Below are 24,485 nucleotides of genomic sequence, written 5' to 3' on the forward strand. Positions count from 1 at the left end.
TCAGAGATCCTTTGCCAGACGCACGCCGGTGAATTGCCAGCGCTGATGCGGATAGAAGAAATTGCGATAGCTGGAGCGCACATGGCCGCGCGGCGTGGCGCAGCTGCCGCCCTTGAGCACGAACTGCCCGCTCATGAACTTGCCGTTATATTCGCCGACTGCGCCTTCGGCGGCGCGAAAGCCGGGATAGGGGCGATAGGCGCTGCCGGTCCATTCCCACACATCGCCGAAAAAGGCCGGGCCGCCGATCGCGGGGCGCGGTTCGACCGGGCCTGCGGCATCGAGCTGATTGCCGCTATCGCTGGCATGTTCGGAGGCTGCGGCTTCCCATTCGGCTTCGCTGGGCAGGCGCACCCCCGCCCAGCTGGCATAGGCATCGGCTTCGTAGAAGCTGACATGCGTGACCGGAGCAGCCGGATCGATCGCGCGACGTCCGTCGAGCCCGAATCGGGTCCAGGCCTCGCCCTCGCGTTCCCAGTACAGCGGCGCTTCGATGCCTTCGCCCTGCACCCATGCCCAGCCGTCCGACAGCCAGTGGCGCGGATCGGCATAGCCGCCATCGGCGATGAAGGCGGCCCATTCGCCGTTGGTCACCGTCCGGTCGGCAATGGCATGGGGATGGAGCAATTCGCGATGGCGCGGCCCTTCGCAATCAAAGGCGAAGCCATCGCCGTCATGTCCGATCTCGACCAGCCCGTCGGCACCTTCGATCCAGCCGATCGGTCCGGGCATGCGCACCGGCACCTTGCGCTCGCCGGGCCAGAGCGCGGGCTGAAGCGGATTGCACGAAAGCCCGTGGAGGATATCGGTCAGCAGCAATTCCTGATGCTGCTGCTCATGATGGCAACCGAGCGTCACCAGCGCCCGCGCCGCCTCTGGCAGGTCGGGCAGGGCAGCGGTCAGCGCGGCGTCCACTGCCGCGCGATAGGCCAGCACTTCGTCAAGGCTCGGCCGCGTCAGCATGCCGCGCCGGGGACGCGCGTGGCGCTGGCCCTCGGCCTCGTAATAGCTGTTGAACAGAAACGGAAAGCGATCGTCGTGCAGCCGATAGCCGGGGACATGATCGCGCAGGACGAAGGTTTCGAAGAACCAGGTGACATGTGCCAGATGCCATTTGGCCGGGGAGGCGTCAGGCATCGACTGCAGCGTTGCATCGGCATCGCTCAGCGGCTGCGCAAGTGCCCGGGTGAGCGCGCGAACCTGCCGGAACTGTTCTTCCTGTGCCTGTGGGGCCGTTTGTCTTGCCGTGCTTGCTCGCATCGCGCCTCTCCTTTCGCGGTGGCGAGGGCTATCCGTCCCCCGGTTGCTCCTATGGGTCGGTCTGCTCCGATTTTGCCCGCGTCACGCCGGGACGCCACAATATGTCGCCATCGGCCGATGCGTTAGTAACGCGCGCGAGGACAAAAAGATGATCCGACAGGCGATTTAAATATTGCAGCGCCAACGGGTTGAGCAAAACCTCGCTCGCCGCGGCCACTGCCGATCGTTCGGCGCGACGCACCACGGCGCGGGCCTGATGCAGCGCGGCTGCGGCCGGACTGCCGCCGGGCAATATGAAGCTGGTCAGGGGTTCGATGACGCTATTCATCGAATCGATTTCCTGTTCCAGCCGCTCCACCTGATCGGCGGTGATGCGCAGCGCCATGTCCGAAGGCGCGAAATCCTCGCCCGGAGTCGCCAGATCGGCGCCCAGGTCGAACATCTCGTTCTGGATACGCCGCAGCGTGGCCGTGCTGGGCCGGTCGCGGATCAGCGTGACCGCGATGCCGATCGCGCAATTGGCTTCGTCGACATCGCCGATCGCCGCCATGCGCGGATCCGCCTTGGACAGGCGCGATCCATCGACGAGCCCCGTCGTGCCGTTATCCCCGGTGCGGGTGTAAATCCGGTTGAGCCGGACCAGCGGATCAGCTCCCGCTGCTGGCGAGCATCAGGATGAGCGCGACGATCACCAGGGCGATGCCCTGAAACAGAATCCGCGCCTGCATCATCTTGTTGGCGCGCAGCCCGGGCGTGCTCGGTCCCGTGCCGTTCAGATCCGCCTCGGTCGTCTTGAGGAAGATGATGATGCCGCGCACGAGCGCGACCACAGTGGCGATCATCGCCGCGATCAGCAGCAGGGCGAGAAACAGGTTCATGGCATCAATTTAGTGCTTTGCGACGCCGATGCCAACCGGCAGCGTTCCTGCACGCAGCGCAGCGGCAACCGCCAGCCCGTCCGCCCCCGATTCGCGCATTTCGGCAAGCGTCGGCGCGCCGTGTCGCTTGGCGAGCCGTTCGCCCTTTTCATCGGTCAGCAACCGGTGGTGGCGATAGACCGGAGTCGGCAGGTCGAGCAGCGCCTGAAGCAGGCGATGGACATGCGTCGCTTCGAACAGATCCCGGCCGCGAATGACATGGCTGATGCCCTGATCGGCATCGTCGACAGTGACGGCCAGGTGATAGCTGGCGGGCGCATCCTTCCGCGCGAGCACGACATCGCCATGCGCCATCGGGTCGGCGGCGACATCCCCCGCGATTTCGTCGTGCCACCATAATTCCTCCCCGGCACGGGGAGGGGGACCAGCCCCAGGCTGGTGGACGGGGGGCGCCGCACACGCGGCGCTGCCGGGTAGCCGCCCTCCACCACTGGCTTTGGCAGCGTTCCCCCTCCCGATACCGGGGAGGATCTCCACCGCCTTCGCCATGTCGATCCGCCAGCAATGCGGCTGCGACAGATCGGGCGCGTCCAGCCCGCGACAGGTGCCGGGATAGAGGATGCCGCTGGGGCCATGCGGTGCGCTGGCGCTCGCCGCGATATCGGCGCGTGTGCAGAAACAGGGATAGAGCAGTCCCATCGCGCGCAATCGGTCGAGCGCGGCTTGATAATGCCCCAGCCGCTGCGACTGGAAAACGACTTCGCCATCCCAGGCAAGCCCCAGCCAGCGCAGATCGTCGAGGATGGTCGCGACATGTTCGGGGCGGCTGCGCGTTCCGTCGATATCCTCGATCCGCAACAGGAACTGCCCGCCATGGTCCCGCGCAAAGTCGTGCGCCTGCACCGCCGACCATGCATGGCCCAGATGCAGGCGCCCGGTGGGGCTGGGGGCGAAGCGTGTGACTATCGACATCAACGCTGCTCTTGACCGCGAGTCGCGCCCTGTGCTGTCATCATGGCGTCATCTCGATTGTCGAAAGGCGTTGCGAGTGAAACAGGGCGAGGGGAACGCATGTATCATCCCGATCTGATCCGGCATCCGGACGGATGCCCGGCTCTTGTTCTCAACGCCGATTATACGCCGCTCAGCTATTATCCGCTCAGTGTGTGGCCCTGGCAGACGGCGATCAAGGCAGTGTTTCTCGAACGCGTCGATATCGTCGATTATTATGACCGGGAAGTGCGAAGTCCCAGCGCGAGGCTGAAGCTGCCTTCGGTCATCGCGCTCAAACAATATGTGAAACCTTCCCAATTTCCCGCCTTCACACGCTTCAATCTCTTCCTTCGCGACAAGTTCAGCTGCCAATATTGCGGCTCGCAGCGCGACCTGACCTTCGACCATGTCATTCCTCGCGCCCAGGGTGGTCGCACCACCTGGGAAAATGTCGCAACGGCATGCGCGCCGTGCAACCTGCGCAAGGGCGGGCGCACTCCCAAACAGGCGAACATGGCGCTGCACATCGCGCCGATTCGCCCGACCAACTGGCAGCTTCAGGAACATGGCCGCCGCTTCCCGCCGCATTATCTGCACGATAGCTGGCGCGACTGGCTTTACTGGGATGTCGAACTGGAGGCCTAGCGCGATTGCCAGCGGCTTTCCGCCTGCTAGATTCGCTGCAAATTTTCGGGGAGTCGGGCAGTGAGCGGATTTTCGGTAACGCGGCGGCAGGCGCTGGCGCTTTCGACGGGCGGTCTTGCCACGCTGGCGACTCCGGCCTGGGCGCGGCACGCGCTGCTCGACGACGGGCTCGAAGCCCGGGCCGATGCAGTGGTCACTGCGTTCATGGAAAAATTCGACACGCCCGGCATCGGCGTTGCCGTCGTCCGGCCCGGCATGGCGCCGTTCCTGAAAGGCTATGGCGTGCGCACCATGGGGCAGGCGGCGCCGGTCGACGTGCACACGCGATTCGGCATCGCGTCGAACAGCAAGGCGTTCACTGCCGCCGCGCTGGCGATGCTGGTCGATGCGGGCAAGCTGGGCTGGGAAGACCCGGTTACGCAGCATATCCCCGAATTCCGCATGTACGACCCCGCGGTGACGGCGATGATGACGGTGCGCGACCTGCTGGTCCATCGCAGCGGGCTGCCGCTCGGGGCGGGCGACCTGATGTTCTTTCCGGCGTCGAGCCATGTGCCCGAAGATGCGCTGACCGCGCTGCCCTATCTCAAGCCCGCGCGCGGTTTCCGTGCCGGTTATGATTACGACAATATCCTCTACATCGTCGCCGGGCTGCTGGTCGCGCGCGTTTCGGGGCAAAGCTGGGAGGATTTCATCAGCACGCGGCTGCTGCGCCCGCTCGGCATGGCCGATGCGGTGCCGTCGCGCGATTTGCTCGATACCCCCAATGTCGCCGGGCGCCATGCGCGGCTGGGCCCGCCCGTGCGCGGCATGGGCGCGATGGAAATCGTCCAGCCCGACGAAAGCACGATGATGAATGCGGCCGGCGGCATTCAGGCGAGCGTTTCGGACATTGCCCATTGGCTGTCGGCGCAAATGGCGTTCGGCGCGCTGCCCGATGGCGAGCGGCTGTGGAGCCGCGAACAGGCAAGGGAAATGTGGACGCCGCAGACGATCATCGGCGCATCGAACGGCCCGACGCCCGATTATCCGATCCGGCCGGTCACCACGACCTATGCGCTCGGCTGGTTCTGTCAGGATTATCGCGGCGAGCGGCTGATCCAGCATTCGGGCGGATTGTCGGGCCAAGTGACGCAGACCGCGATGCTGCCCGCGCGCGGCATCGGCGTCGCGGTCTTCTCCAACACCGAAGACGGCGTGTCCGCGGGCATTCGCAACGCCCTGCTCGATCATCTGATCGACGCACCCGCTTTCGACTGGGTGAACTGGCTCGACACGCGCGTCACCGCGTCGCAGCAACAGGCGCTTGCCGCGATTTCGGGCGGCATCGACACCGCGCCCGATGGCGGCCCCAGCCTGCCGCTGTCGGCCTATGCCGGTCGCTATCGCGATCCCTGGTATGGCGACATCCTGGTGTCGCAGCATCAGGGCGGGCTGTTCATCGATTTCACGCCGACCCCTGCGTTCAAAAGCGCGCTGACCCCCTGGGGGCCGGACGCGTTCCGCACCAATTTTGCCAAGGATGCCGGCGAGGATGCGATCGTCACCTTCACGGTGGCCGATGGTCGGGTGACCGGAGTGACGATGAAGCCGCTCTCGCCGCTCGCCGATTTCAGCTATGATTATCAGCATCTCGATTTCACACCGGTGCGGTGAGGATCGCTGTATTATTGAATTAATACACAAGGTGATTTACCATCCGTCGCTTCGGGACTCGGGAAGAATCGGATGAAGCCAGGCACCATCGTCACATTTCGTTCGACCCCCGGCCGTTCGCCCCGCGCCATGGTTGAATCGCGCGCGTGAGCGACAAGGAACCTTTCGACTGGACGCATTTCGGCCCGCGCGAGAGTGACGAGCCGCTCGAACTGCGCGGAGGTATGCCGCCGCCGCGCAGCCTGAGCGCCGCGCGCGTGCCGTTGCGTACGCCCGTGCCCTCTGCGCCGTCGGGGCCGGTGCCGCCGCCCAACGATCCGGACGATGAACCGGATTTCGGGCCGGGCGGCTACACCACCAATTTGCCGGTCGCCTATCGCCCCAGTCCCTGGCGCTGGGCAGTGCGCGGGCTTGCCGCGCTGCTGTTGCTGGTGATCCTGGCGATTGCCTGGCTGACCGTCACGGCGCCGCTTTCCAAGTCGCTGCGACCGCCTGCGCCGCCTTCGATCACGTTGCTCGCTTCGGATGGCACGCCGATCGCGCGGCGCGGCGCCAATATCGGCGATCCGGTCGATGCCACCCAGCTTCCCGATTATGTGCGCGAGGCATTCGTCGCGATCGAGGACCGGCGCTTCTATTCGCACTGGGGCGTCGATCCGCGCGGCGTGCTGCGCGCGGCGGTGCATAACGCCACGACCGAAGGCGATACCCAGGGCGGCAGCACGATCACCCAGCAGCTGGCCAAGAACGCGTTTCTCGATTCGAGCCGCAATATGGGCCGCAAGTTTCAGGAGGCGCTGATCGCCTTCTGGCTGGAAGGCTGGCTGACCAAGGACGAAATCCTCTCGCGCTATCTCTCCTATGTCTATTTCGGCGACAATGCCTATGGCCTGTCCGCCGCCGCGCGGCATTATTTCAGCACCACGCCCGACAAGCTCACTTTGTCGCAGGCGACGATGCTCGCGGGGCTGGTTCAGGCGCCGTCGCGGCTGGCGCCGACCGGCAATCTGGCGGGTGCACGCGAACGGCAGCAGCTGGTGATCGCCGCGATGGTCGATGCCGGCTTCCTGACCGAGGAAGAGGGCGAGGACGTAAAGCCGGCGGTGCTCAAGACCGACCATGTCCGCGAGCTGCCGATCGGCACCTATTTCGCCGACTGGGTGTTGCCGCAGGCGCGCGACCGTGCGGGCGAAATCGCGACCGAACAGACCGTGCGCACCACGCTCGACATGCGGATGCAGCGCGCGGCAGAGGCCGCCGTCCGGCGCGCTTCGCTGGGCGGCGCGCAAGTCGCGCTGGTGGCGATGCACCCCGATGGCAGCGTCGTCGCGATGGTCGGCGGGCGCAAATATTCCGAAAGCCAGTTCAACCGCGTAACCCAGGCGCGGCGCCAGCCGGGATCGACGTTCAAGCTGTTCGTCTATCTCGCCGCGCTGCGATCGGGGATGACGCCCGATTCGACCGTCGCCGACGAACCGGTGACGATCGGCGACTGGTCGCCGTCGAACAGCGACGGGCGCTATCTGGGCGATATCAGCCTGCGTCAGGCGTTTGCGCGGTCGAGCAATGTCGCGGCGGCGCGGCTGACGCAAAAGGTCGGCCCGCGCGCGGTCATCCGGGCGGCGCGCGATCTGGGCATTTCGACCGACATCCCCAACGAAGCCTCGATCGCGCTGGGCACTGCCAATGTCTCGCTGCTCGAGCTTACCGCTGCCTATGCCGCGATATCCTCGGGTGAGGCGCCGGTGCGGCCGCGCGGCCTTCCCGAGGAAGAGGATAATGACGTCTGGCTTGCGCAGGACCGCACCCGGGCGCTCGGCCGGCGTGAGCTGGAAGGCATGCGGACGCTGCTCGCTTCGGTCGTAACCGAAGGCACCGGCCGCCGCGCGGCACTGTCGATCGACGCGTATGGCAAGACCGGCACGACGCAGGACAATCGCGACGTCTGGTTTATCGGCTATGCCGGCGATCTGGTCGTCGGCGTGTGGGTGGGCAATGACGACAACAGCCCCAGCAATCGCCTGCGCAGTTCGCTGCCCGCCGGGATCTGGCACGACTTCATGGTGTCGGCGCTGCGCGTCGCGCCGCGTCCGGCGCCGCGCGAACCGGTGATCGAAGAAGCCGTGTCGGACGATGGCGATATGCTGGAAAACGGCATTGCGTTCGACGTTCCCGAAATCGGACTGGAGGGCGAAATCTCCGGTCGCGGCCTGAATATCCGGATCGGTCCGAACGACGAGCTGATCCCGCTGCCACCGCCCGCGCCGCCGGGCAGGAACGCGCCGGAAACCGATGGCGAAGCACGCGACCGGGCACGCGATCGCCCCGAAGTGCAGCAGCGCGGGCCCGAACGGGGGCAATAGCCGAACCGCTGGCCGCAGCGCAGCGCGGTCGCGATTGACGCACGTCGCATGGCACGCCAAGGCGCCAGTCATGCGTTTCTTTTCCGACAATGCCGCCCCGGTCTGCCCCCAGGTCATCGAAGCGATTTCGAGCGCCAATGTGCTCGACACCGCCTATGATGGCGACGAATGGAGCCAGTCGCTCGATGCGCGCTTTTCCGAAGTCTTCGAAACGCGAGTCCATGCGCTGTGGGTGCCGACCGGCACGGCGGCGAACGCGCTGGCGCTTGCCGCGCTCTGTCCGCCCTATGGCGGCGTGATCTGCCACCGCGACGCGCATATCCAGAATGACGAATGCGGCGCGCCCGAATTCTACACCCACGGCGCCAAGCTGATGCTGGTCGACGGGCCGCAGGCCAAGCTGACACCCGATGCCATCTCTACTCTGCTCGGCACGATCCGTGACGACGTGCATCAGGTGCAACCGCACGCGATTTCGATCACCAACGCCACCGAATATGGCTGTGTCTATACGCCCGACGAAGTGGGCGCGATCGGCGCGGTGGCGCGCAAGCATGAACTCGGCCTGCATATGGACGGCGCGCGCTTTGCCAATGCGCTGGCGCATCTGGGTTGCGCGCCGTCGGAACTGACCTGGCGCGCGGGGGTCGACATGCTGAGCTTCGGTTTTGTCAAGAATGGCGGGATGTCGGCCGAGGCGCTGATCTGTTTCGGCAGCGATCTGACGACGGCGACGCTGTATCGCCGCAAGCGCGCCGGCCTGCTCCTGTCCAAGGGCCGCTATCTGGCGGCACAGCTGCATGCGATGCTCGAAGACGATCTGTGGCTCGCCAATGCCGCCGCGGCCAACGCCGCCGCGCGCGTGATCGCCGATGCCGCGGACGATCGGCTCGTCTATCCGGTCGAAGCGAATGAAATATTCATCCGCCTTTCGAAGGAGGAAGCGGGGCAGCTGCGCAAGCTCGGTTTCGATTTCTATGACTGGGGCGAAGGCGAAGCGCGGCTGGTGACCAGCTGGAATCATGGCGAGGCCGATGTCCGCCCGCTTGCCGACGCGATTGCGGCACTTCCATGAGCGATGCGCCGCCACCGCAATCGACGCGGATGGCGATCCTGATACCGTTTTTCATCGTGACCTTCATCTGGGGGTCGACCTGGCTGGTCATCGTCGATCAGATTGCCGTGGTGCCGCCCAGCTGGTCGGTCGCCTATCGTTTTCTGGTCGCCGGGGTGGCGATGCTGGTCGTCGCGGCGCTGCGGGGCAATTCGCTCCGGCTCGATGCGCGCGGCATCGCCTTTGCCGCGATGTTCGGCATTCCGCAGTTCGCGCTCAATTTCAACTTCGTCTACCGCGCCGAACAACATGTCACATCGGGGCTGGTCGCGGTGGTATTCGCGCTGCTGCTGGTTCCCAATGCGCTGTTCGCGCGCATCTTTCTGGGCCAGAAGCTGGGGCGGCAATTGCTGCTCGGGTCGTGCGTGGCGATGATCGGCGTGGCGATGCTGTTCCTGCATGAGGCGCGCCGCGATCCGGCGGCCAGCGGTGAAGTGCTGATCGGCGTCGGGCTGACGCTTCTCGGCATCCTGTCGGCCTCGATCGCCAATGTGCTGCAGGCGACCAAGACCGCAAAAGCCTATCCGCTGCCCACGCTGCTCGCCTGGGCGATGCTGATGGGTGCGGCGGTGGATGCGGCTTTTGCCTTTGCGATTGCCGGGCCGCCGACCGTCGAATGGCGGGTCGGTTATTTCCTCGGCATCGCCTATCTTGGCATTGCTGCCTCGGCGATTGCCTTCTCGCTCTATTTTCGACTGATTCAGGTCATCGGCCCGGCCAAGGCTGCCTATTCCAGCGTCCTTATTCCGGTGATCGCGATGCTGCTGTCGACCTTGTTCGAAGGATATCGCTGGTCGTTGCTGGCGGCGTCGGGGGCGGTGCTGGTGATTGCCGGACTGATCCTCGCGCTCAGGGCACGCAGGCCCAACCGGTAATCGTAAAAGCGCGGGCGCCAGCCGAGCAGGCGCTTGGCGCGGCCGTTGGCGACGCGGCGGTTTTCCGAATAAAAGCCGCGCGCCGCCGGCGAGATGGCGGCGTCGTCGAGCGGGACGAGCGGTGGAACCGGCACGCGCAGCAAGGCGCAGCCATAGGCAATGACATCGGCCTGCGGCGCGGGCATATCGTCGGACAGATTATAGGCGCCCGGCGGGCCGTCGAGCGCGCGCACGACCCCTTCGGCCAGATCGTCGACATGGATGCGGCTGAACACCTGATCGCCCGCGTCGACGCGCGTCGCGCTGCCGCTCGCGATCTTGTCGAGCACCGAACGGCCAGGTCCGTAAATGCCGGGCAGGCGAAAGACATGCGCGCGGGGCAGGGCAAGCCAGTCGGCATCCGCCCGGGCCCGCGCGACGCGACGGCCGCCGCCGGTGGGCGCGCTTTCATCGACCCAGGCGCCGCGCGTGTCGCCATAGACTCCGGTCGAGGAAAGATAGCCGATCCACGCGCCCGAAGCGGCGATCGCGCCGCCATAGTCGGCAAGCACCGGATCTGCGTCGTCGGCGGGCGGGACCGAGGAAAGGATATGCGTCGCCTGTTCGATTTCGAAGGCGACGCGGTCGCGATCGGCAAAGGCGATGCTGCCGTCGCGACCGTCGCGTGTCGTTCCCGCGATGCGCCAGCCCCGGGGAGCGAGCCGCGCCGCGACATGCGCGGCGCTATAGCCCATCCCGAAAATCAGCAGGCGCATCGCGGGACGATCTTAGTTTGCCGCGTCCGTTTCCGGCTCGCGGTCGGCGCCATAGCCATTGTAGCGAACGCCATATTCGTCGCCCGGATTCCAGGCGGGACGGTCATCGGCATTCGCGACATTGCGGACGAAGGTATAGGAAAGCAGCGCGAACTTGCCCGCCGATTCCCAGTTGATCAGGCCGATCTCGTCCGACGGCTTGTGATAATCATTCTTCAGGAAATGCTGGATCGCATCGGTGCCCGTGCCGTCCGGCGCGGGGCCCGAATCGATCGAGATCGCCGGAATGCCTGCGGTCACGAAGCTGTAGTGATCCGAACGGACGAAGAAATTCTCTTCGGGGAACGGATCGGGGATGACGCCCAGCCCGACTTCGTCGGCGGCGACATGGACCGCCGGCCCGAGTGTGCTGTGCTCTTCGCCCAGCGCGACGATATGGGTCAGCGGGAAGGTGAGGATCGGCATGTCGAAATTCAGGTCGCCGACCAGCATTTCACCATCGCCCACCGGCCAGTGACTCGCCATGTAGCGCGAACCGAGCAGGCCCTTTTCCTCTGCCGTCAGTGCGACGAACAGGATCGAGCGGCGCGGCGCCTCGCCGGCGTCCTTGAACCGCTTGGCCATCGACAGCACGGTGGCAACGCCGATCGCATTGTCCATCGCGCCGTTATAGATGGTGTCGCCTTCGGCATTGGGACGACCGACGCCGACATGGTCGAGATGCGCGGACACCACCAGATACTGGTTGGCGAGTTCGGGATCGCTGCCGGTCAGCTTGCCGATCACATTCTTGCTGGTGAAACGCTTCATATCGGTCGTGACATGCGCGGTCATCGTCGTGCCCAGCGCGCCGTGCGGAATCGGCTTGGCATCGTTTTCCGCGGCCAGCACGTCGGCAAAGTCGATGTCCGACCCGGCAAAGACCTTGGCTGCGGCTTCCTGGCTCAGCATCGCGATCGGTTCGACCATGTCGCTTTCGTCGCCCAGATCGAGCGTGGTGCGGCCGCCGCTCAGATATTGGGCAATCGTGGCGAAGGGAATGCGCGCGCGCAGCTGCGCCGATTCGATCAGCACAACGCCGGCGGCGCCGTGATCCATCGCGCCCTTCACCTTGTCGGCAAGCCCGCCCCAGCGATTGGCGACTTCTTCGGGCGCATTCTTGGGCACGCCGAACAGCATCGCGACGATCTTGCCGTCGACATCGAGGCCTTCATAATCGTCGATACCTGCTTCGGGATCGTCGATGCCGAAGCCGACGAACACGACCTTTGCCGAAACCGAGCGATCTTCCTGCGTGGCCGAAGGAATGCCGAGCACTTCGGTGCCCGCCGTCAGTTCGGTCGGCGTCCCGCCGCGCGAAAAGCTGATGCTGACATCGCCGGGTTTGTACGTGACGAGCGGAACCGGCTGGAACCAGGTGCCGTCGACGCCGCCGGGCTGAAGCCCGATCGCCTCCATCTGCGACACGACATAATCGGCCGCCTTGTCGAAATCGGGCGTGCCGGCTTCGCGGCCGCGCAGTTCGTCCGACGCCAGATAGGCGACGTGATCGTGCAATATCTGTTCATCGGGCGTCAGCTGCGGCGCGGTCTGCGCCGTGGCTGCAAGCGGTGCTGTAATCAGCATCGCGGTAATCAGGGTACGTAACATTGGGATCCCCTCCCGTGTGGAAAAGACGTTGGGAGCGACGTGACGCCGCCCACGCGAAACTCAATCGGCCATCGGCCCTTCATACAGCGTGCCGAAATAATCGCCCTTGTTCCAGACCGGCGTCTGGTCGGCATCGGCGATTTCGCGTGCGATCTGGTAATTGACGTTGATGAAACGGACACCCGCTTCCCAATCGATCGCGGGCGACTGGCCCACTTCGTCCGACGGCTTGTGATAATGGTCGGCGAAGAAGCCGTTGGTGCCCGCTTCGCCATTGCCGGCATAGCCGGGCCAGACGAAGACCGACGGGATGCCCTGCTGAACGAAGCGATAATGGTCCGACCGGACGAACAGGCTCTGTTCGGGCATCGGATCGGGCGAATAGCCGACACCGGCATCTTCCGCTGCCTTGCGTACGATCGGGCCGAGCGTCGAGCGATCCGCGCCAAAGGCAATGATGTCTTCGAACGCATAGGTCAGGATCGGCATGTCGAGATTGACGTCGGCGACCAGCCGGTGACCGGGCAGCGTCGGATTGTTGGCGAAATAGTCCGAACCGACCAGCCCCTTTTCCTCTGCCGTGACGGCAAGGAACAGGACCGACCGGCGCGGCGGCTTGCCCGATTCCTGAAAGCGCTTGGCTTCTTCGATCAGCGACGCGATGCCGACGGCATTGTCCATCGCTCCGTTGTAGATCGTGTCGCCCGAAGCATCGGCACGACCGACGCCGACATGGTCGAGATGCGCGGTCAGCACGACGACTTCGCTCGCCAGGTCGGGGTCGCTGCCCGGGATCAGGCCGCCGACATTATAGCTGACGAAATCCTCGCGCTCGGTGTTCACGATCGCATGGAGCGACGTGGCGAGCGGGAATGGCTTGAATTTGGTCGATGTGTCGCCGGCCTTGGCGGCGATGTCTTCCCAGCTTGTCGGGGCCCCTGCGAACAGCTTGGCGGCGCTTTCGCGGCTGATCGTCGCGAGCATCGGCGCGGCGGCGGACGGCGAATGGCCATTGCCCTCGCCATCGACCCAGGTCGTGGCGGCGCGTTGCCAGTTGGCGGCCAGCGCCGAGAAGGGCCAGCTGCGGCCACCGGTCGGATTGTCGATCACGATCGCGCCGATCGCGCCGCGACGCGCCGCCATTTCGGCCTTGCTGCTTGCCCGGCCCAAAGTCGCGCGGATTTCGCTGTGCAGATCCTCGGGCACGCCGTTCAGGAACACGACGATCTTTCCGGTGACATCGACCCCGGCATAGTCGTCATGCCCTTCGCCCGGTGCATCGATGCCGAACCCGACAAAGACGAGCGGCGCGGACAGGTCGGTGGTGGCCTTTGCCGCATTGGCGCTCGGCACATAATCCTCGCCGAATAGCAGCGGCACCTGTGCGCCATCGGGGCCGGTCAGCGTGAAGCTGCCATGATCGGCGAGTTTGAACGTCGTCAGCGGCACGCGCTGCAGATAGCCGCCATTGTCGCCCGCCGGGCGCAGCCCCGCAGCATAGAATTGCGACGCGACATATTGGGCGGCGATGTCATATTCGTGGCTGCCCGCTTCGCGGCCCTGCATCGCATCGGTTGCCAGGAACATCACATGCGCCTTCATCGCCGCCTGATCCTGCGGCAGCGGGGCGGTGATGATTTCGTTCTTCGCCGCCGTGCCGGTCTGATCGGTGACGACCTGCGCGTGGGCGGGAATCGCCAGCGCGACAAGCGCGAGCGCCAGAGGGAATCGAAGCATGAAGTTCCTCGGTACAGCCTTCAGGATCGGACAGGCGTAGCATTCCGGTAAAACAGCGCAAGACCCGTCACGTGACGATTGCCGACAGATTTCGTTGGATAGCGCCCGGTCCGCCCTATATTCGCCCCCTATGGTTGATGCTCAGACTGCGGCCCAGACGCCCAAGACAATCCGGCGCGACGCGTATCGCGTGCCCGAATGGCAGGTTCCCGAAATCACGCTCGATTTCGATCTCGATCCGGCCGAAACGCGCGTTCGCGCCACGCTCAGCGTCGAACGGAACGGCGATCACGACGCGCCGCTGCGGCTCGACGGCGACGGGCTCTCGCCGCTTGCGGTGCGGGTCGATGGTGCCGATGCGCCGGGCTGGCATATGGACGGGTCCGACCTGGTCGTGCCGCTGTCGGGCGACGCGCATGTCGTTGAAACCGAAGTGCTGATCGCGCCCGAACGTAACACCACGCTGCAGGGGCTCTATGCCTCGGGCGGGATGCTCTGCACCCAGTGCGAGGCGGAGGGGTTCCGCCGGATCACCTTCTTCCCCGATCGCCCCGATGTGTTGTCGAAATACAAGGTGCGGCTGACTGCCGACAAGGCGCGTTTCCCGGTGTTGCTGTCGAACGGCGATCCAGTGGGTGAGGGCGATCTGGATGGCGGGCGGCACTGGGCCGAATGGCATGATCCCTTCCCCAAACCCTCCTATCTCTTCGCGCTCGTCGCCGGCGATCTGGTCGCCAATCGCGGCAGCTTCACGACCATGTCGGGGCGCGAGGTCCAGCTCGGCATCTGGGTGCGCGAACCTGACCTATCAAAGACCGATCACGCGCTCCATGCGCTCAAGCTGTCGATGGCATGGGACGAGAAAGTCTATGGCCGCGAATATGATCTCGACGTGTTCAACATCGTCGCGGTCGGCGATTTCAATTTCGGCGCGATGGAGAATAAGGGGCTGAACATCTTCAACAGCCGCTACATTCTTGCCGATCCCGATACCGCGACCGACTGGGATTATGACGCGATCGCGGCGGTCGTCGCGCATGAATATTTCCACAACTGGTCGGGCAATCGCATCACCTGCCGCGACTGGTTCCAGCTCAGCCTCAAGGAAGGCTTCACCGTTTTCCGCGATCAAAGCTTCTCGGCCGATCAGGGGTCGGCTGCGGTCAAGCGGATCGAGGATGTGCGCGGCCTGCGCGCCAGCCAGTTTCAGGAAGATGCCGGGCCGCTCGCCCATCCGGTGCGTCCCGACGAATATATGGAAATCTCGAACTTCTATACCTCGACTATCTACAACAAGGGCGCCGAGCTCATCCGGATGATGGCCACGATCCTGGGGCCGCAAAAATTTCGCAGGGCGACCGATCTGTATTTCAGCCGCTTCGACGGCACGGCTGCGACCTGCGAGGATTTCGTGGTGTGCATGGAGGAAGCGGGCGGCGTCGATCTGTCGCAATTCCGCCGCTGGTACAGCCAGGCCGGCACGCCGCGGGTCAAGGCGGAGCTGGCGCATCGGACGGGCGAGGCGCGCGCGACGCTGCGCCTTGCGCAAAGCGTTCCGCCGACGCCGGGCCAGCCGGTCAAGGAACCGATGGTGCTGCCGCTCCGGATCAAGCTGTTCGGCGAACAGAGCGGCAAGCCGCTGACGCAGGAACAGCTTGTCCTGCTTTCGGACCCGAGCGAGGAAATCGTCTTCGAGGATCTGGCCGAGCGGCCGGTCCTGTCGATCAATCGCGGCTTTTCCGCGCCGGTGATCGTGGACAGCGGACGCGATACCGCGGATCTCGCTTTCCTGTCCGCGCATGACGATGATCCCTTCGCCCGCTATGAAGCGATGCAGCAACTGATGCTCGACACGGTCGTGGCGGCGGTGCGGACCGGCAAGGGCGACCATGGCGCCGTGATCGAGGCGGTGCGCAACACGCTGGCCGACGATCGGCTCGACAATGCCTTTACCGCCGAAGCGGTGCTGCTCCCGTCGGAAAGCTTCATCGGCGACCAGATGGCGGTGGTCGATCCCGACGCGATCTTCCGCGCGCGGGAGGCATTGCGCCGTGATCTGGGGCGCGAGCTCGAGCATGAATGGCGGCTCGCCTATGAAGCGGTGCGTGCCAATCGGTTCGAACTGTCGCCCGCGGCCAAGGGCGCACGGCGGCTCAAATCGGTGGCGCTCAGCTATATCGCCGCGTCGGGTGCGCCGGATGCGGCCAGCCTGGCCTTTGTCCAGTTCGAACAGGCGGACAATATGACCGATCGGCAGGGCGCGCTGACGACGCTGGCGGGCGGCACGTCGGACAAGCGAGTCGCGGCGCTCGACATTTTCTATCAGCGCTATTCGGACAATCCGCTGGTGCTCGACAAATGGTTCCAGACCCAGGCCCTGTCCGCACGCGACGATACGCTGGAAATGGTCGAGGCGCTGTCGCGCCACCGCGATTTCACGCTCGCCAATCCCAACCGCGTCCGCTCGCTGATCGGCGCGTTCAGCGTCAACCAGCGCGCGTTCCACGACGCATCGGGCCGGGGCTATCGCTTTCTGGCCGACCAGCTGATCGCGCTCGACAAGCTCAACCCGCAGACTTCGGCCAAGCTGGTGCCGCCGCTGGGGCGCTGGCGCCGTTTCGATCCCGCACGCGCGGACAAGATGCGCGCCGAGCTGCAGCGGATCATCGATATGCCCGGATGCAGCAAGGACATGTTCGAACAGGCCAGCAAGAGCCTCGACTGAGCCGCTGGCTGGAGAAAAGTAAGGACCGCGCTTCGACAAGCTCTGCGCGAACGGTGTGCTTTTGCGGGGCGGTTGCCCCAAAGGTCCGTTTGCCCTGAGCTTGTCGAAGGGCTGTCCTGCTTACGCCAGCCGAGGCCTCACTCCAGCGCTGCCGTCGCCTGATCCATCAGCGCTTCGGCCTGGGCGATGGCTTCGGCTTCTGTCACTTCGCCCGCCTGCAGCGCATCGGCGATTTCGAGCAGGCGCACGCTGGTCGCGCTGCCGGTCTCGGCGACTTCCATGATGCGGATCCCGCCCTTGGTTTCGGCGATGCTGTCCCATTGCCCCCGGATCGCGGCCCAATATCCCTTGGTCGCTTCCCAATAGGTGTCGGCGGCGGCGACATCATATTCGTCGAACTTCGTATAGGTGTTGAGGACATATTCCTGGACCACCGGCTCGGCATCGGGGCCGACGCCGCGCATCTTCATATTGTCCTGCCAGTGGATCCAGCCGGTCGGCGTCAGCTGGTGGCGATTGACGGCGTAATAGCTGTCATAGGCCGGGCTGCGCACCGCGTCGCGGCGGGCAAGCGGGCGCCAGCTGGGGTTGGAGGTCCAGGTCGGGATGCCCGCGACGCTTTGCCATTTGCCCCATCCGGCATAGCGGGGACTGTCGTCCACCTGCCAAACCGTTTGCGACCATGCCCCCGCCCGTTCGCTTTCGGGCACGGTGCGATAGGCCCATGTGTCGGCATCGGTATAGGCCAGGATGCGGGTGGGCTGATATTGCCAGTCCTGCCGCCAATGTTTGATGATCATCGTGCTGCCGTCATGTTCGATCACCAGCAGATGCTGGAGCGCGATGAAATCGCCGCGATCTTCGATCACGCGGACGACTTCGTGCCCGCCCGATACCTTTTCCTCATACAGCGTGTAGTCGGCGGCCCATGGCGTCGCTTCGCGCATGTCGAAACGCACTTTGTAATTGCCTGCCATGGCCAGGATCGCCGTTCGGGCGGCTTCGAAATCCATCGCCGTGGCAAGCGATTGCTGCACCGGCGGCGCGGATTGCGCCGATACCGGCAAGGGCGTGAGTGTCGAACAGGAGATCACCGCCAGCGCGGCGACCGAATTGCGAAATGCCTTCATGCCTCTTCCCCTTTTCAGAATCGATAGCTTAGCGAAACACTGCCGTTCCGGCCCGGGCGCGTATAGGCGCCGGTTACGTCCGAACTGGCCGACAGGCCGCGAACATCACCCCATGTTGCATAGGTCGCGTCAGTGACGTTGAACAGGCCGCCGCGCAGCGTCATGCCTGCGCCCAGCCGGACATAGGCCGTGATGTCGAGGATCGTATAGGCATCGGGACGATAGCATTCGCCGGTGCACAGCCCGGTTGTGGCGCGGGCTTCCTTGCTGGCGCCGTGCGTCATCACCAGCTGGCCGCCGAAGCGACCTGCCGGATCGCGATAGCCCGCACCGAACACCAACGTCAGCGGATCGACCGACGATAGCGGGGACCGCGCGCCCGACGGATCGATGACATCGCCCTTGGCATAGGCGATCGCCATCCGTCCGGTGATGCCGCTGTCGCTCCACGCTTCGAACTTGGCTTCGACACCCTCGACTTCGGCGCGGTCGAGATTGATGAACTGGAAGATAGCGGGGTCGCTGGGGGTAAAGCCGCCGCCGACGACTTCCTGCGATATGAAGTCGTCATAATCGGCATGGAACGCCGTTGCCTCCAGCCGGAAATTGTCGCTGGAAAGGCGCATGCCCGCTTCATAGCTTTCGCTCGTTTCGGGCCGCAGATCGGGATTGGGCTGCGAAATATAGCCATAGGCCAGATTGCCGAAAAACTGGTTCACCTGACCCGGTTCGGGCGCCTTGAACCCCTGCGCATAATTGCCGAACAGGCGCAGTCCGCCGCCAAGATTCAGCACGGCACCGATCTTTGGCGAAACGCGCGACCCATGTTGCGCGGCGCCCGCAAAGCCGGGCAGCAGCGGGTCGTCGTCGGGATCGAGATCATACCAGTCGGCGCGCAGCGCGGGATAGAGCGTCACCGGCCCGACCGTGATTTCGTCGGCAAGATAGACGCCGGCGAGCATATAGTCGGTCGCCGGGAAGGCGCGGGTCGGAAACGTCTCTCCGAACGGCGGCACGGTGCCGTCGCGCAGCCCCTCCTGATGCGTGAAGCTGATATCGCCGCCCAGCAGCAGCCGATGGGCAAACGGCCCGGTGGAAAATGCCGCGCCGACTTCGCCCGATACGCCCCACACACGGTTTTCAAACGTGTTGCGCCGCTCGCGATCCGCCGCCGGGGTGCGGTCTTCGGCAGTGAACTGGCGGTCTTCGGCATCCTGCCAATAGATGCCGATCCGCGCATGATCGATCGTCCCGGCGCCCTGCCAGTTCCAGTCGGCGGCGATCCGCTTGCGCTCGCCGGTGTCGCGCGCGATCAGATTGTCGACCAATGTGCCCATGCCATTGTCGCCAAGGCCGGTCAGCACATCGGTGTAGAGATAGGTGTCGATATACTCACCCGTCAGCCGCAGCCGGTGATTGCCGGTATGATATACGATGCGGCCGAGCACCGCGTTGCTGTGCCCGTCCTGCGGATTGGGGAGCGTGCGGGTCGGCCCGGTGCCCCCGACATGGCCCTGATTCTCCAGCTCCTGAAAATCGCGCCTTGTATAGGCGACCATCGCCGACAGATCGCCGCTGCGTCCTGCCAGGATGGCGGTTTCGGCAAATTCCTGATCCGCCGAATGATATCCCGCGCGCGCGATGCCGCCGATATTCTGTCTCTCCGACAGGAAATCCTCGGGGTCGCTGGTGATGAAGCTGACCACGCCCGACAGTCCGTCGCTGCCATATAATGCCGAAGCCGGACCGCGCAGGAATTCGACCGATTTGATCAGGCCCAGATCGACATAATCGCCACGCCCCGCGCTTTGCGCGCCAAAGGTGAAGCCATCGGGCACGCGGACGCCATCGACTTGAATCAGGACGCGATTGCCGCCGATGCCGCGCACGGTGAAACCCTCATTTCCCGCGCGCCCGGTAACGCCCAGCGCCGCGCCGAAACGCGCGGGTTGGCGCGGTACGGTGATGCCGGGTTCGAACCGGACGAGATCGCGGATGTCGGTGACGAGTTCGTCGGCCATTTGCCGCGCATCGATCACGGTGACGGTCGCAGGAGCGTCTTCGACACCCAGCGGCTGGCGCGTTGCCGTAACGGTGATTTGCGGGATTGCGGGCGATTGCTCCGCTTCCCGGTTGGCCTGTGACGCGCCCTGTGCCGTCTGGCTCTGGGCGTGGGCGGGCATCGCGATGGCCAATGCCATCAGGCTGCAGCCGATTGTGATCCCCGATGTGCGTGTGAACATTGGCTCCCCATTTGTTGTTTTTGCTAATGCAAGTGATTCGCACTAACAATGCCTATGGGGAATCTCCGCTCCTGCGTCAATCGTTGCGCTCCAGCGCGCCTTCCGGCGGCGGTGCGACAAGCCGGCTTGCAATACTCTGTAATGCAGAGTAGATGCTCTGTATCGCAGAGTTATTGGAAGGGCGCGGGAATGCGATTGCGAATCTGGCACATGATCACGACGCTGTTGCTCTGGCCAGTCGCGGCGGCGGCGCAGCCGGTGGATCAGGCAGCGGCGGGTGTCGCAGTGCACGAACGCGGGCTGGTCGGCACCTGGTATGCTCCGGCCGGCACCGGGCGCGCACCGGTGATCCTCGTCCTGGGCGGTTCCGAAGGGGGCGAAGCTTCCGCTCAGGCGATGGGCCGGCGGCTGGCCCGCGAAGGCTATGGGGTGCTGGCGATCGCCTGGTTCGGGGCAGAGGGCTTGCCGACCGAGCTGCAGGAAATCCCGCTCGAATACTTCCGCACCGCGATCGACTGGATCGGTGACCAGCCGCGCGCCGATGCGGCGCATATCGGCATATTCGGCGTGTCAAAGGGTGGCGAGGCGGTGTTGCTTGTCGCCTCGCACGACGCGCGCATTCACGCGGTCGTCGCGGCGGTGCCGAGTTCGGTCGTGTGGCCGGGGATCAACCGCGCCAATTATATGGACATCAAATCGGGATTTTCAGAAGGCGGAAAGCCGCTTCCCTATCTGCCCTATGACACCAGCCGGGCCTTTACCGGCATCCACGATCTTTATCAGCGCAGCCTCGCCAATCGCGACGCGCATCCCGATGCGATCATCCCGGTCGAACGGATCAACGGCCCGGTCCTGCTGATTTCGGCGCAGGACGATGCGCTCTGGCCCTCGACGCTGATGTCGGAACAGGTGATGGCGCGGCTCGATGCGCATGGTTTTACGCCGATGCACCGCCATATCGCCTATCCCGACGCGGGCCATGGAATCGTCTCCCCCGAACCTGTTACGGGCGACGAAAGCGCCTATAGCCAGATGGGTGGCACTCCGGCGGGCAATGCCGCTGCGCGCGCCGACATGTGGCCGCAGGTGGTGGCGTTTTTCCGCGAGGCGCTCGGCGCCCCGCCGCAGCGATAAGGGAGGGAGCCATGGACCGCGAAGAAGCCGCCGGCGCCCTGCGCGACGTCGATCTTGGCCGCCGCCGCTCCACGGCACTGCGCGGCTATGCCGATGCCGGCAGCACGATCATCGTCTGGGGGCTGGTCTGGCTGATCTGCAACCTTGCCACCTATTTCGTGGCGGGCGGCTATCGCAGCTGGATGATCGGAATCCCGCTCGGCATTATCTGGTCGATCGCGCATCCCTATCTGGGCAAGCGGGCCTATCTGGGCAAGCGGGTGCGCGGGGACGGCGCCGACTGGCGCATCCCGCTCAGCGTCCTTGCCGCCTTTGTCTTTCTGGTGCTGGTGATGCGAGTCACCGGCGCCGACGGATCCCATGCGCAGGAAAATGTGCTGATCTCGCTGCTCGTCGCCGTCGCTTATGTCCTGGGCGGCATCTGGGCGGGGCTGCGCTTTGCCTTGCTCGGCATCGCCCTGACGCTGGCGATCTGCATCGGCTGGTTCGCCTATCCCGAAACGCTTCTCCTGTGGCTGGGGATCGGCGGCGGCGGCGCGTTGATCCTTGGCGGCATCTGGCTGCGGCGGGCATGACCGGCGGCATGGCGGACGAAGTCATCCATCAATCGACGCGGCTGCGGCTGATGGCGGCGCTCGATGGCGCTGCGGCTGGCGATGCGCTCGATTTCCCCCGTTTGAAGAAGATTTCGGGCGCCACCGACGGCAATCTTGGCGCGCATCTCACCACGCTCGAAAAGGCGGGTTATGTTGCGATCGAAAAGCTGCCGGTGGGCAAGCGCACGCGCACGCTGGTTCGGATCACGTCCGAAGGGCGCGCCGCCTTTGCCCGGCATCTGGTGTTTCTGCGCAGCATCGTCGATGGCGACGGCGGCGATCCGGGTGCATAAATCTCCCGATGACGATCGCGTTGCGGGGCGTTAAAGCCAGCGCCCATGACTCGGCCCCGGCTCTCCATTGTCGTCCCCTGCTATAACGAGGAAGGTTGCCTCGAAACGCTGCACATGCGCGTTTCCGCCGCTGCCCGCACGGCAGTGGGGGAGGATTATGAAATCGTCCTCGTCAATGACGGGTCAAAGGATGCCAGCTGGGACGTGATGCAGCGGCTGTCCGCCGCCGATCCGCATCTGGTCGCGATCAACCTGTCACGCAATCACGGGCATCAGCTTGCGCTGACCGCCGGGCTCGACCTGTGCTCGGGCGACGAGATTCTGATTATCGACGCCGATCTTCAGGACCCGCCCGAATTGCTGTCGGAAATGCGCCAGACGATGGTCGAGCAGCAAGCCGATGTCGTTTACGCCGTGCGCCGCAAGCGCGAAGGCGAAACGATCTTCAAGAAGATGACGGCGGCCTTCTTCTATCGGATGCTCGACAAGATCACCGATACGCCGATCCCGCTCGACACCGGCGATTTCCGCCTGATGACGCGGCGTGCACTCGATGCGTTTCTGTCGCTGCCCGAACAGGCGCGCTTCATTCGCGGCATGGTCGCATGGGTCGGATTCCGTCAGGTTCCGTTCCTCTATGACCGTGCCGAGCGCCATGCCGGCGAAACCAAATATCCGCTGGCCAAGATGGTGCGCTTCGCGCTCGACGCCGTGACGGGATTTTCCACTGCGCCGCTGCGTTTCGCCAGCCATGTCGGGCTGGTGCTGACCGCAGCCTCTGCGCTGCTGGTCCTCTATATCGTCGGCGGCTGGATCATGGGCCGCAACACGGCGGGCTGGACCTCGACGATGCTGGTCGTCGTCGTGCTCGGCGCGGTGCAGATGTTCGTACTCGGGATGATCGGCGAATATCTGGGCCGGCTCTATGTCGAATCGAAACGGCGACCGCTCTATCTCGTCGCCGATATCGCCGGGCCGGTGCAGGGGCGCGCGTCGCTCGGTTATCGCCATCAGGATGCCGGGCCGGTCACTTTCGCGCCGCACATGCCGCCGCTTCCCGAAGATCCTGAACCGGAAACCTAATCGCGCCGCATCGTCAGTTCGACATCGGGACCGAACGGTACGGACAGATAGGGCTGACCGCTCGCACGGACATGCTCCAGATATTCGGGGCAATAATCCGCATTGTCGGCAATGATCAGCGCACCGGGACGCAGCCGTGGCGCGATCGGGTGCAGAATGTCGCGATACGGCGCCTTGGCGCCCGTTGACGCTCAGCGCTTCGGCGATGCCAGTGCGATGATCGAGAGGCCCGGCGGCAGCGGGACGCGGCCAAGCAAGTGGCGCTCGATCCGGAAGATGGTTTCGAACGCCATGTTGAGCGGCTTTGCCGGCGGCGAATCGTCGCTGTCTTGCTTGCCGGTCAGCTTGCCGACCGCGCGCTGCGCGACCGCTGCGGGAAAGAGCAGCGAATTGAAATAGCCCAGCTTCTGCCATCCCAGTCCCGCCGCGCGCAGCGACTGAGTCAGCGTCGTTTTCGAATATCGGCGATGATGGTGATTCACCACGTCATGCGCGCTCCACATCCATTGATGCGCCGGCACGGTGATCAGGATGCGCCCGCCCGGCTTCAGGCATTCGGCGATGGCTTTCAGTGCAGCGACATCGTTTTCGACATGTTCGATCACGTCGAGCACCGCGACCAGGTCATAGGCGCCGCGCGGCACGCCGGTCAGTTCGGGCAGCGGCGCGGTGCCGACTGGCTTGCCGAGTCGTTCGGCGGCATATCTGCCCGCATCCTCGTCGATCTCGATCGCATCGACTTCGCCGAACTGCGCCAGCATCGGCAGATTGTGGCCGGTGCCGCAGCCGATTTCCAGAATATGTGCGTCGCCCGGCAAACCGCCCCAGCGCTTCAGATAATCGGTCAGGATGTCGCGGCGCGCGCGATACCACCAATGGGTGGTGTCATGCGCGGCCATGCGATCATAGACAATGCGATCCATATCAGCCGAATACCCATTGCCGATTGAGAGAGAAAGTGACGAGCGGCGTCACCGTGACGATGGGGATCAGCGGCGTCCAGTCGGCCAAGTGCAGATAATCGGCCATCACCCAGGTGAAGGCGGCATTGAGCACCAGCCCGGCGCCCTGCACCACGACGAATTTCAGATGTTGCCTGCCGCTATTGTCGCGCGTGCCATGCCCTTTGAAACTCCATAGCGAATGGAGAAAGAAACCCGCCGTCACTGCCACTGCAAAGGCAAAGGGCACCGCCGCGACGGCAAGGCCGGGAAACACCCAATAGGCAAGCGGCAGATAGACCGCCGAATAGATCAGCGTCGAAATTCCCCCGGCGATGCCGAAGCGGATGATCTGGCCCAGCACGCCGTTGCGGCGGAGCGTTTCGATCTGTTGGAAAAGTGCCGTCACTGGAC

20 protein-coding genes and 1 pseudogene are annotated in these 24,485 nt (G+C 64.7%); 10 read left to right on the forward strand and 11 right to left on the reverse strand.

Translation table 11 applies throughout. From position 1 onward, the window contains the following. From egtB to DKB74_RS10915, 4 genes are read right to left on the reverse strand one after another with little or no spacing between them, the layout of a single operon-like run. A complete protein-coding gene (egtB, locus tag DKB74_RS10900; RefSeq protein WP_109808146.1) occupies positions 1-1,260 on the reverse strand; it encodes an ergothioneine biosynthesis protein EgtB in 1,260 nt (419 codons plus the stop codon). Positions 1,261-1,309: 49 nt separating this feature from the next. Further along, positions 1,310-1,903, reverse strand: coding sequence for a cob(I)yrinic acid a,c-diamide adenosyltransferase (locus DKB74_RS10905; RefSeq protein ID WP_109808147.1), 594 nt, complete (start codon positions 1,901-1,903; stop codon positions 1,310-1,312). Positions 1,904-1,907: 4 nt separating this feature from the next. Next, complete coding sequence (locus tag DKB74_RS10910) at positions 1,908-2,138, reverse strand: twin transmembrane helix small protein (protein ID WP_109808148.1); 231 nt, start codon at positions 2,136-2,138, stop codon at positions 1,908-1,910. 9 nt (positions 2,139-2,147) lie between these two features. Continuing rightward, positions 2,148-3,110, reverse strand: coding sequence for a glutamyl-Q tRNA(Asp) synthetase (locus tag DKB74_RS10915; RefSeq protein ID WP_109808149.1), 963 nt, complete (start codon positions 3,108-3,110; stop codon positions 2,148-2,150). Positions 3,111-3,209: 99 nt separating this feature from the next. Between DKB74_RS10915 and DKB74_RS10920 the strand changes: the two genes are divergently transcribed. The 5 genes from DKB74_RS10920 to DKB74_RS10940 all read left to right on the forward strand — a co-directional run bounded on the left by DKB74_RS10920 (position 3,210) and on the right by DKB74_RS10940 (position 9,784). Then, positions 3,210-3,776: an HNH endonuclease gene (locus DKB74_RS10920; protein ID WP_109808150.1), complete on the forward strand. Its 567-nt coding sequence runs from the start codon at positions 3,210-3,212 to the stop codon at positions 3,774-3,776. A 60-nt stretch (positions 3,777-3,836) separates the two neighbouring features. Further along, positions 3,837-5,432: a serine hydrolase gene (locus tag DKB74_RS10925; RefSeq protein WP_109808151.1), complete on the forward strand. Its 1,596-nt coding sequence runs from the start codon at positions 3,837-3,839 to the stop codon at positions 5,430-5,432. Between the two features lie 224 nt (positions 5,433-5,656). Further along, entirely contained in the window at positions 5,657-7,795 is a 2,139-nt protein-coding gene (locus tag DKB74_RS10930; protein ID WP_109808295.1) for a transglycosylase domain-containing protein, read from the forward strand. Positions 7,796-7,865: 70 nt separating this feature from the next. After that, the gene (locus DKB74_RS10935) at positions 7,866-8,870 is read left to right on the forward strand and encodes a threonine aldolase family protein (protein WP_109808152.1); all 1,005 of its coding nucleotides are present in this window, start codon (positions 7,866-7,868) and stop codon (positions 8,868-8,870) included. After that, positions 8,867-9,784, forward strand: coding sequence for a DMT family transporter (locus DKB74_RS10940; RefSeq protein ID WP_109808153.1), 918 nt, complete (start codon positions 8,867-8,869; stop codon positions 9,782-9,784). The genes DKB74_RS10935 and DKB74_RS10940 overlap by 4 nt, the downstream gene beginning before the upstream one ends. Here the strand turns inward: DKB74_RS10940 and DKB74_RS10945 are convergent. The 3 genes and pseudogenes from DKB74_RS10945 to DKB74_RS10955 form a co-directional block, all read right to left on the reverse strand. Continuing rightward, positions 9,697-10,539 (reverse strand): annotated as a pseudogene (locus DKB74_RS10945) (Rossmann-fold NAD(P)-binding domain-containing protein); the annotation flags it as partial. The gene DKB74_RS10940 and the pseudogene DKB74_RS10945 overlap by 88 nt on opposite strands. Positions 10,540-10,551: 12 nt before the next feature. After that, entirely contained in the window at positions 10,552-12,189 is a 1,638-nt protein-coding gene (locus DKB74_RS10950; RefSeq protein ID WP_109808154.1) for a M20/M25/M40 family metallo-hydrolase, read from the reverse strand. A gap of 60 nt (positions 12,190-12,249) precedes the next feature. Then, positions 12,250-13,926 carry a M28 family metallopeptidase gene (locus DKB74_RS10955; protein ID WP_109808155.1) on the reverse strand — a complete coding sequence of 559 codons (1,677 nt, stop codon included), beginning with the start codon at positions 13,924-13,926 and terminating at the stop codon, positions 12,250-12,252. A 130-nt stretch (positions 13,927-14,056) separates the two neighbouring features. Between DKB74_RS10955 and pepN the strand changes: the two genes are divergently transcribed. Beyond that, positions 14,057-16,651, forward strand: coding sequence for an aminopeptidase N (gene pepN, locus DKB74_RS10960; RefSeq protein ID WP_109808156.1), 2,595 nt, complete (start codon positions 14,057-14,059; stop codon positions 16,649-16,651). Positions 16,652-16,788: 137 nt separating this feature from the next. Here the strand turns inward: pepN and DKB74_RS10965 are convergent, their stop codons facing one another. Both DKB74_RS10965 and DKB74_RS10970 read right to left on the reverse strand, forming a co-directional pair. Continuing rightward, on the reverse strand, positions 16,789-17,781 hold the full coding sequence (locus DKB74_RS10965; RefSeq protein WP_109808157.1) for a DUF6607 family protein: 993 nt from the start codon (positions 17,779-17,781) through the stop codon (positions 16,789-16,791). A gap of 14 nt (positions 17,782-17,795) precedes the next feature. Then, positions 17,796-20,024 (reverse strand): TonB-dependent hemoglobin/transferrin/lactoferrin family receptor, encoded by a 2,229-nt coding sequence (locus tag DKB74_RS10970; protein WP_239987473.1) that lies wholly within the window; start codon positions 20,022-20,024, stop codon positions 17,796-17,798. A gap of 189 nt (positions 20,025-20,213) precedes the next feature. On the opposite strand from DKB74_RS10970, the gene DKB74_RS10975 reads away from it, so the two are divergent. Genes DKB74_RS10975 through DKB74_RS10990 form a run of 4 tightly spaced genes read left to right on the forward strand, consistent with a single transcriptional unit; the run spans position 20,214 to position 23,130 of the window. Continuing rightward, a complete protein-coding gene (locus DKB74_RS10975; protein ID WP_161956848.1) occupies positions 20,214-21,158 on the forward strand; it encodes an acyl-CoA thioester hydrolase/BAAT C-terminal domain-containing protein in 945 nt (314 codons plus the stop codon). 11 nt (positions 21,159-21,169) lie between these two features. Next, positions 21,170-21,733 carry a hypothetical protein gene (locus DKB74_RS10980; protein WP_109808159.1) on the forward strand — a complete coding sequence of 188 codons (564 nt, stop codon included), beginning with the start codon at positions 21,170-21,172 and terminating at the stop codon, positions 21,731-21,733. Continuing rightward, positions 21,730-22,047, forward strand: a complete 318-nt coding sequence (locus DKB74_RS10985; protein WP_205007869.1) for a transcriptional regulator — start codon at positions 21,730-21,732, stop codon at positions 22,045-22,047. Before DKB74_RS10980 ends, DKB74_RS10985 begins: the two co-directional genes overlap by 4 nt. A gap of 45 nt (positions 22,048-22,092) precedes the next feature. Further along, complete coding sequence (locus tag DKB74_RS10990) at positions 22,093-23,130, forward strand: glycosyltransferase family 2 protein (RefSeq protein WP_109808160.1); 1,038 nt, start codon at positions 22,093-22,095, stop codon at positions 23,128-23,130. Positions 23,131-23,321: 191 nt separating this feature from the next. Here DKB74_RS10990 and DKB74_RS10995 read toward each other — a convergent pair whose 3' ends face one another. Further along, positions 23,322-24,053, reverse strand: a complete 732-nt coding sequence (locus DKB74_RS10995) for a class I SAM-dependent methyltransferase (protein ID WP_109808161.1) — start codon at positions 24,051-24,053, stop codon at positions 23,322-23,324. Position 24,054: 1 nt separating this feature from the next. After that, positions 24,055-24,480: a GtrA family protein gene (locus tag DKB74_RS11000; protein WP_239987474.1), complete on the reverse strand. Its 426-nt coding sequence runs from the start codon at positions 24,478-24,480 to the stop codon at positions 24,055-24,057. Positions 24,481-24,485 lie beyond the last annotated feature (5 nt).

The sequence above is a fragment of the Stakelama portus genome (genome assembly GCF_003171655.1).
GTDB lineage: Bacteria > Pseudomonadota > Alphaproteobacteria > Sphingomonadales > Sphingomonadaceae > Sphingomonas > Sphingomonas portus.